This is a genomic window from Nitrospirota bacterium (assembly GCA_040756155.1).
Taxonomy (GTDB): Bacteria; Nitrospirota; Thermodesulfovibrionia; order JACRGW01; family JBFLZU01; genus JBFLZU01.
Genome location: JBFLZU010000032.1, coordinates 1 through 8,871 on the forward strand (window position 1 = coordinate 1; position 8,871 = coordinate 8,871).

Sequence of the window (8,871 nt, forward strand, 5' to 3'; positions counted from 1 at the left end):
GAATCTCCAAAAAATCTTTGATTTTTGGGGCATTCCTTGTTATATTATTTGTATTGTAATTAAAGATTTAAGAGGAATTTACATGTTAGAGGAAATAAACGAGCTCATCGAGCAGAGGCTTAAAAAGTTAAAAGCGTTAAAAGATGCGGGCATTGACCCATACGGTAGCAGATTCGAGGTCAAGCACTCATCAAAAGGACTCTTAGACCAGTATAACGGACATAGCCATGATGACCTGGAAAAAGAAAGGGTTGAAGTTGTGGTTGCCGGAAGGATTGTAGCGTTGAGAGACTTCGGAAAAGCCACATTTGCCCATATACAGGATGGTGCTGGGAAAATGCAGATATACCTGCGGAAAGATATGCTAGGAGATGAGAGGTATGGACTCCTCAAAAAACTCGATATAGGTGACTTTATAGGTGTAAAAGGGAGACTCTTCAGGACAAAGACCAATGAATTAACTATAGAGGTCGAGGAGTATGTCCTTCTCTGTAAATCGCTGAGACCACTTCCAGAAAAGTGGCATGGACTAACGGACATAGAGCAGCGCTACCGCCAGAGGTATGTTGACCTTATTGTACACCCCTCTGTCAGAGATACCTTTATTAAAAGGACCGAGGTAATAAAGTCTATAAGAAAATTCTTTGACTCGAGAGGATTCCTTGAAGTAGAAACACCAATGATGCAACCTATTCCCGGAGGAGCAACTGCAAGACCCTTTGTTACCCATCACAATGCACTGAATATGAACCTTTACCTTCGGATAGCTCCTGAACTTTATCTCAAGCGACTTCTCGTTGGAGGTTTTGAAAGGGTATACGAGATCAACAGGAACTTCAGGAATGAAGGAATATCAACAAAACACAATCCTGAATTCACCATGCTCGAATTTTATATGGCATATGCAGATTATAATGACCTTATGGATCTCACAGAGGAACTTATTACAACTGTAGCAATGGAGGTCTTTGGTAAACTCATATTTGAATTTGAAGGCGAACAGATAAATTTCACTCCACCATGGCAAAGAATCACGCATAAGGAGGCTATTATAAAATACGGTTCAATAGAACCTGAAGTGCTTGCTGATTATGAAAGGGCTAAGAAATATGCTATTTCCCTCGGTGCTGAGATAAAGGGTGACTGCTCTCTCGGGAAGATACAGGATGAGATATTTAAGGCAGTTGCAGAGGATAAACTTATACAGCCCACATTCATCACTGACTACCCAACAGAAGTTTCACCTCTTGCAAAGAGAAGCAAAAATAATCATGACATTGCTGAACGATTTGAACTCTTCATTGCGGGTAGAGAGATAGCAAACGCCTTTTCAGAACTTAACGACCCTGTAGACCAGAGAGTGCGGTTTCAGAAACAGATAGAGGAATTGCACGCAGATGATATAGAAGAATACACGATGGACGAGGATTTTATAAGGGCACTTGAATATGGAATGCCTCCTGCTGCAGGAGAAGGTATTGGTGTAGACAGGCTTGTAATGGTTCTTACGGGTTCTACATCTATAAGGGATGTTATACTCTTCCCTCAACTTAAACAGGAACAACTGTGAAAATCCCATATGAACTTTTTATAGGACTCCGCTATCTTAGAGCAAAGAGAAAACAGACATCTATATCTGTAAATACCATTATATCGATAGCTGGGGTTGCACTTGGCGTGACAGCACTTATCGTTGTCCTCTCCGTAATGAGTGGATTTCAGGAGGATTTACAGGGAAAAATTCTCGGGATAAATTCACATATCGTCATTCTGCAATTTGGTGGGAATATCAGAGATTACAGAACTGTAATAGATAGGGTAAAGACACAGAATGGTGTACTCTCTGCATCTCCATTTATAATCAATCAGGCAATGTTGTCCTCTGGAAAGATGACACAGGGCGTTGTACTAAGAGGAATTGACCTATCATATAAAGGTAGTACGACATATCTCCAGAAAACAATTAAAGAAGGGAGTCTGGATACACTTAAAGATGAGCGGATGCATGGAATCATTCTCGGAAAGGAATTATCAAAAAATCTCGCGGTATTCATAGGTGATAGCGTAAATGTTATTTCCCCTGCTGGTTCCCTTACCCCTGTCGGAATGCTCCCGAAAATGAAGACATTCAAGGTTATCGGTATATTTGATTCTGGTATGTTTGAGTTTGATTCAAATATTGCCTATATCTCACTTAAAGATGCACAATCATTCTTTGAGATGGGTGATACAGTAACAGCTACAGAGGTAAGAATAGATAATATCTATAAAGCCAGAGAGTTATCCCATGAGATACAACAATTCCTTGGACCACCATACTTCTCAAGAAGCTGGATGGAGATGAACAGAAATCTATTTTCTGCTCTAAAACTTGAAAAGATAGCGATGTTTATTATCCTCGTCCTTATAATCCTTGTAGCGGCATTCAACATTGTAAGCACACTCATCATGATTATAATCGAGAAAGGTAAAGACATAGCCATACTTAAATCAATGGGAGCAACAAACAGCGGCATCATGAGTATATTCATTATAAACGGACTGATGATCGGTATAGTGGGAACCATTATTGGCGTTATTGGAGGATACTCTGTATGTTATCTCCTCAAGACATATCAGATAATTACATTACCAGGGGACATATATCACATTACACATCTACCTGTTAAAATGAATACCTTGGATTTTATAGTTATATCCTTATCTGCCATCGGCATAAGTTTTCTTGCAACACTTTATCCATCATGGCAGGCAGCACATCTCGACCCCGCTGAGTCACTGAGATATGAATAAAGATAGTAGATGGTAGACAGTTAACAGTCATCAGTAAACCCCGCACCCCGCTCACGCGGGCTGCGGGGACTGTGCGGGCGGGGCATTGTGGCGTGGTGCGGGGTAAAGAGTGATATGTTTAAGTTTTTACGTAGAATTTTATGTCTGATGTTAATAGCGATAATAATATTTGTAACTGTCGTTCTATGGGGTGGGGGTGAAAGAATAAGGTGGCTTGGAGAAAAGAGTGAAGAGGCAGGTAAGGTGATAAAGGAGAAATCTGAAGAACTCGGGGATAAGGCTGACACCATCAAGCAGGAGATTGAAGAGAAAAAGGAAAAGGTTGAAAAAACAGTGAGAAAGATAAAAGGGATATTCGGTGACAGAGAAGACTCTAATAAAGGTCGTTGATTTACATAAATCCTTCACAACCGATGCAGGGACACTGCATATACTCAAGGGAATAAATATCGAGATTAACAGAGGAGAATTTCTATCAATCGTTGGTGCCTCAGGTGTCGGGAAAAGCACCTTTTTACATCTACTCGGCACACTCGATAGACCAACAGCAGGAAAGATATTCTATCAGGAGACTGATACATCAGAGTTAAGAAATACCGAACTTGCAAGATTCAGAAATCAAAAGATAGGCTTTGTATTTCAGTTTCACTACCTTTTACCTGAATTCAACGCAATTGAAAATACTATGATGCCATCTTTAATCTCTGGTATTAATAGGACAGTGGCAGAGGATAAGGCATTTAAATTTCTGGATGCAGTTGGACTTAAAGACCGTCTCACACATAAACCAGGAGAGCTCTCCGGAGGTGAACAACAGAGGGTAGCGGTTGCCAGGGCATTGATCATGGAGCCAGAGGTTATCCTTGCTGATGAGCCCACAGGAAATTTAGATAGTAAAACAGGAAAGGAAATCTATAGTTTGCTTAAAAGTCTTAATAGAACCAATGGGACAACATTTGTAATAGCCACCCACAATGAAGTTCTTGCATCTCAATGTGACCGCAGGTTAAAGATGGTAGATGGGATAATCATAGACGCTGGAATATAAACCTGTTTTTCTGGGGACAGTCCCGAATCTACGACTCCGCTACGCTTCGTCCGTAATTCTGGGACAGTCCCCTTATTTTCCTCATTCCCGCGTAGGCTGGAATCCAGATTTAGTAAATGCAAAAATTAAAAATCAAAATTAAGGAATTCCATAATTTTGCATTTTGATATTTGATTTTTGATTTATAAGAATTGGGTTCCTGCTTCCACAGGAATGCTTCCCTAACATTTTGCTACCTACCACTATAACCCATGTATCGGAAAGACATTCCTTCTTATATACTCCACGGAGGAAGCAGCAATACTTCTTGCCTTATCATTACTTTGAACCTCTGATGGTTTATCTCTGAGAGTCAGGATATCTGAAAAATTTAACCTTTTTTCTAAAGCATATTCTTTAAATGAAGATGGAAATTCATCAGGTAATTCAACGCCACACATTATGCCAAATGCTAATGCCCATGCCCTTGCTACATTCAAGACATTATATCCCCCACCACCGAGTGCAACCCATGGATAATCTAATGAGCGGAATATCTCGACTGCACGGCAGAAGGCATTGTTTGTCAGACGCATGTGGGTAAGCGGATCCCCTTCTAAGGCATCTGCTCCGAGCTGGGTTACGAGTATATCAGGATTAAATGCCTTTATAAGTGGTGGAACTATCTCTTCAAATGCCCAGAGGAATACATCATCACCTGTATCGGGATAGAATGGAATATTTACCGAATAGCCCCTACCCTTTTCTTCACCTATTTCTGCAGGCTTTCCTGTCCCTGGGAAGAGAAAATCACCACTCTCATGAAGTGATATGGTAAGAACCCTATCCGTGCGATAGAATACATGCTGAACACCATCTCCGTGATGGGCATCTATATCTACATATACGACCCTCTTTCCCTTATTCACCACCTCTGCTACTGCCACTGCCGGGTCATTTATATAACAGAAGCCAGATGCCCTCTCGGGCATTGCATGGTGGAGTCCCCCTGCGATATTAAAGGCAGTTTGAACTTTGTTATTCCCCACTAACCTGACTGCCTGAATTGATGCCCCTGTTGAAAGCAGGGAACCAGAGTAAACACCTCTGAAGACAGGGTTGTCACCCCACCCAAGACCATAACGGAATAAATCACTTGAATAGACACCCTCATTAGCCTCTTTAAGGGCATTTATATACTCCTCCCTGTGAACAAGCATCACTGTCTCTTCAGATGCAGGGACTGGTTCTATCAAATTCACATCTGGTGAATCAAAGATGTTAAATGATTTCAACAATTCGTATGTCAGCTTCAGGCGTATCATCTTAAGGGGATGAGATGGTCCATAATCATAAGATAGATATGTATCCGAGTAGATAAATGCCACCTTTTTATCTATCATCTTTGATCTTTGCTCTATTTTAATCCTGAATCCTGCATGAAAATAGCATGAAAATAGCCGAGGCATCCTGCCTCGGATCATGTCAGGCAACCCCGTATTAAATACGGGGCTGACCTATTTTTTTGCTCTTTGCTTTGTTTAATATACCTGTCTTTGAGAGTAATTTTTGAACTTGGTATAGTTGCTCAGGAAAGTAAAATTCACCACCTCTCCTGCAGGCCCATTTCTCTGTTTTCCTATCTTTATCTCTGCCTTACCCTTTTCTGCCTTGTCCGAATATAGCTCACCTCTGTATATAAATAATATTACATCGGCATCCTGCTCGATGGCTCCAGACTCTCTCAGGTCTGCAAGGGTAGGCATCTTATCTTCCCTTTGTTCGGGTCTTCTATTCAACTGGGACAATACGATTACAGGTATATTAAGTTCCTTTGCGAGGGATTTAAATGACCTTGCTATCTCAGAGATCTCTTGCTCCCTTCGTTCGAACTTACCCCTTTCACGCATTAATTGTAGATAATCAACAATAACGAGGCTCAGACCATATTCAGCCTTCAGTCTCCTTGCCTTGGCTCTTATCTCAAGAACACCGAGTGCAGGTGAATCATCTATAAAAATCGGTGCCTCTGCAAGCCTCCCTGCCGCATTTGTTAAGGGCTTCCAGTCTTCTTTACCGAGATAGCCTGAGCGAAGTTTATGAGAATCCACCTCTGCCTCTGAGCATAATAGCCTCAGGACAAGCTGATATTTTGACATCTCAAGACTGAAGATTGCGACAGGTTCTCTCTTCTCAACACCTACATACTGCGCCACATTAAGGCAGAATGCAGTCTTGCCCATCCCTGGTCTACCTGCGACAATAATCAGGTCTCCAGGCTGAAGTCCTGCTGTCCTCTCATCGAGGTCGGTAAAGCCGGTTGGAATCCCTGTAATCCTTTCTTTCTTATCGTAGAGTTTTTCTATGAGTTCGAAACTGTCTTTTATGATATCCTTTATTGGTGTAAATGAGGGTTTTATCCTATTTTCGGATACCTGAAATATTCTCTTCTCTGCATAGTCAAGAAGTTCATCAACATCCTGCGAGTTATCATAACCCTGTGATATTATGTCTGTAGCAGTATTTATAAGACTTCTCAAGGCTGCTTTTTCTCTTATGATCTTCGCATGATAGCGGACATTAGCTGATGTAGGGACTGAATTCACAAGTGTGGCGAGATATGTGACACCACCTATACTTTCTATCTCATTGTTTTTCCTCAGTGCATCGGTAAGTGTAATAATATCTATTGCTTCATTAGCCTCGCTGAGTTCAATCATTCGCCAGAAGATCCTGCGGTGTGCTTCTTTATAGAAATCATCAATGGAGATGATTTCTAATACCTTATTAATGGCATCGTTATCGAGCAATATTGCTCCTAAAACAGATTGTTCCGCCTCGATATTCTGTGGCGGCATCTTTTCAGTCGGTATCTCTATTGTTCTCATGGGTTACCTCTCTACGAGTCATAGACACTTTAATTGAGCTTGCCGAAATTAAACCCTAACTACAAATACCTTCAATTCTACGGAGACATCAGGGTGTAGTTTCACAGTAACGGTATAATTACCAAGTCTCTTTATGGGCTCTTGCAGGCTAATCTTTCTTTTATCTATTTTTATCCCTTCTCTTGCAATAGCATCGGCTATATCTTTAACGGTAACAGATCCAAACAGTTTTTCCTCTTCACCTGCCTGATGCGGGATGGTTATAACCATCTCAGACAATCTATTTGCAAATTTCTCTGTATCAATCCTTTCCTTATGATGTCTCGCAAGTATTTTCTTTTTCTCCTCCTCAAGTGCCTCGAGGCTCTTTTCTGTTGCCTCTATTGCTAATCCTTTTGGTATAAGGTAGTTCCTTCCATAACCTTCCGCTACATTGACCAGATCACCTGCCTTACCAAGTTTTTCCACATCCTCTCTCAAGATTACCTTCATTTATTACCCTCCATGGTTTTCTTTTCAAACGAGGTTTTCTCTTTATTTTCTTCTGGTTTTATGGTTATATCCCGAACAAAATCTACACAGCGAAACCCTTTTGATTTAACAGAAAACCTCTTCTGGCATGTCTCTCTCCATGCACACACAATACATATATCCTTTTCTGTGATTGACATATACGTTACCCTTTTACTTTTTACTTCTGAAATACCAGATTAAGACTTTACCTATATTGGCACTGATACTGTCTTTTGTATTTATAATAAATATCCGATTATTTATATGAAAAAGTTCTCTTTCCATTCGTTCTACTGGAAAACAGCCTTTACCATATCTTCTCGATAGTTCTGACTCAAACATTGGCACTATCTTGTCCTTCATCCTCAATTCTGTATCCATAAGAAATATTGAGATATCTGAAGTCAACCCTTCAACTCTATCAAGGAATGTCTTTATCTCTGAATCGTATATCTGCTTTGGAGGGGATGATTTTATCTCTGCATAGAGGAGTTTTCCCTCAACATTCGCAATAACATCATAATCCCCTCCCATCCTTGTATTCTTGAACTTTACCCCCCATACTGCTGAAGCCCCATATTCCCTCTTAAGCACCTCGGCAACAAACCACTCCAGTGTATCTCCAAAACTTTTTACATCTATTCGGGCAAGTTGATACCTATCTCTGGATAGCATCTTGACGATGCCTGCTTTCAGGGTGAAATCTAAATACCCCTTTATTACATCCACCGTAGAAAACCTCGTGAGATGATGCATCTCTATGGAACTTTTGTGTTTGATAATATCCCTCAGAAATAATCTGAATGAATACTTCTTCATTGATTCATAGAAATTATTGATCTCCAGTGGGGCATCAGGGATTAAAAGGTCATCCTGTGGTTCTTTCCTGAACACAATGAAACCTCTCCTTTTAAGCATTCCTTCTATTGAGGGAGACATCTCAGCAAGCATTCGACGAAGTCTCGCCACTTCAGTCCTGAGGGATAATATCTCTCTGTCTTTTTCATCCATAAGTTCTTTTTTCTTTAATGCCAATACCATCTTAATCTCTAAGTATCCTCAATATTACCCTTCTGTGTCTTGGCCCATCGAACTCGCAGAAGTATATAGACTGCCATGTTCCAAGTAGCAATCTTCCTTCGTCTATAAGCACCGTTTCAGACACACCAATAACCGAGGATTTTATGTGCGCGGCTGAATTTCCTTCCCTATGATAATATCCTCCATTAAATGGTATGAGTTTTGACAGCATGCCCTCGATGTCTTTTACCACGCTTGGGTCTGCTCCTTCATTTATTGTAATACCTGCAGTAGTGTGAGGAACAAAAATATAGCAGATGCCCGATTTAACGCCAGAATCCCTTATAGAATCCTGAACCTGTGATGTTATATCAACAAATTCAATACTTGATTTAGTACTGACATCGAGGTGTTTTATCATGTCAAATAATACTATGCCCCCTGCCCAAAATCAAGGGGGATGTTTTGTGTTATAGTATCTTACCACTTACTATACTTTATTTTATCAATACCTACAGCTCTATAATTTATTTGAAATTTAGTTTCGCATATCAGACAATCGCATAGTAAAGTAATCCATTCATCGTCATAATCTTCCTCAAAAGAAAGATATTCGTGAGAACCACAATC

Annotated in this window: 10 protein-coding genes; 4 read left to right on the forward strand and 6 right to left on the reverse strand. The window is 40.4% G+C overall.

What is annotated here, in order from left to right:
• The first annotated feature begins 82 nt into the window (after positions 1-82).
• The 4 genes from lysS to AB1488_02850 all read left to right on the forward strand — a co-directional run bounded on the left by lysS (position 83) and on the right by AB1488_02850 (position 3,841).
• A complete protein-coding gene (gene lysS / locus AB1488_02835; GenBank protein ID MEW6409033.1) occupies positions 83-1,570 on the forward strand; it encodes a lysine--tRNA ligase in 1,488 nt (495 codons plus the stop codon).
• A 2-nt stretch (positions 1,571-1,572) separates the two neighbouring features.
• On the forward strand, positions 1,573-2,793 hold the full coding sequence (locus AB1488_02840; protein ID MEW6409034.1) for a lipoprotein-releasing ABC transporter permease subunit: 1,221 nt from the start codon (positions 1,573-1,575) through the stop codon (positions 2,791-2,793).
• A gap of 147 nt (positions 2,794-2,940) precedes the next feature.
• Positions 2,941-3,183, forward strand: coding sequence for a hypothetical protein (locus AB1488_02845; protein MEW6409035.1), 243 nt, complete (start codon positions 2,941-2,943; stop codon positions 3,181-3,183).
• Positions 3,152-3,841 carry an ABC transporter ATP-binding protein gene (locus tag AB1488_02850; protein MEW6409036.1) on the forward strand — a complete coding sequence of 230 codons (690 nt, stop codon included), beginning with the start codon at positions 3,152-3,154 and terminating at the stop codon, positions 3,839-3,841. Before AB1488_02845 ends, AB1488_02850 begins: the two co-directional genes overlap by 32 nt.
• A gap of 242 nt (positions 3,842-4,083) precedes the next feature.
• Here AB1488_02850 and AB1488_02855 read toward each other — a convergent pair whose 3' ends face one another.
• Genes AB1488_02855 through AB1488_02880 form a run of 6 tightly spaced genes read right to left on the reverse strand, consistent with a single transcriptional unit; the run spans position 4,084 to position 8,662 of the window.
• Positions 4,084-5,304 (reverse strand): acetoin utilization protein AcuC, encoded by a 1,221-nt coding sequence (locus AB1488_02855; GenBank protein MEW6409037.1) that lies wholly within the window; start codon positions 5,302-5,304, stop codon positions 4,084-4,086.
• 57 nt (positions 5,305-5,361) lie between these two features.
• Positions 5,362-6,708, reverse strand: coding sequence for a replicative DNA helicase (gene dnaB / locus AB1488_02860; protein MEW6409038.1), 1,347 nt, complete (start codon positions 6,706-6,708; stop codon positions 5,362-5,364).
• Between the two features lie 48 nt (positions 6,709-6,756).
• The gene (gene rplI / locus AB1488_02865) at positions 6,757-7,200 is read right to left on the reverse strand and encodes a 50S ribosomal protein L9 (GenBank protein MEW6409039.1); all 444 of its coding nucleotides are present in this window, start codon (positions 7,198-7,200) and stop codon (positions 6,757-6,759) included.
• The gene (locus AB1488_02870) at positions 7,197-7,379 is read right to left on the reverse strand and encodes a hypothetical protein (GenBank protein MEW6409040.1); all 183 of its coding nucleotides are present in this window, start codon (positions 7,377-7,379) and stop codon (positions 7,197-7,199) included. The genes rplI and AB1488_02870 overlap by 4 nt, the downstream gene beginning before the upstream one ends.
• A gap of 13 nt (positions 7,380-7,392) precedes the next feature.
• Complete coding sequence (locus AB1488_02875) at positions 7,393-8,262, reverse strand: hypothetical protein (protein MEW6409041.1); 870 nt, start codon at positions 8,260-8,262, stop codon at positions 7,393-7,395.
• A 1-nt stretch (position 8,263) separates the two neighbouring features.
• A complete protein-coding gene (locus AB1488_02880) occupies positions 8,264-8,662 on the reverse strand; it encodes a secondary thiamine-phosphate synthase enzyme YjbQ (protein ID MEW6409042.1) in 399 nt (132 codons plus the stop codon).
• Between the last annotated feature and the right edge of the window lie 209 nt (positions 8,663-8,871).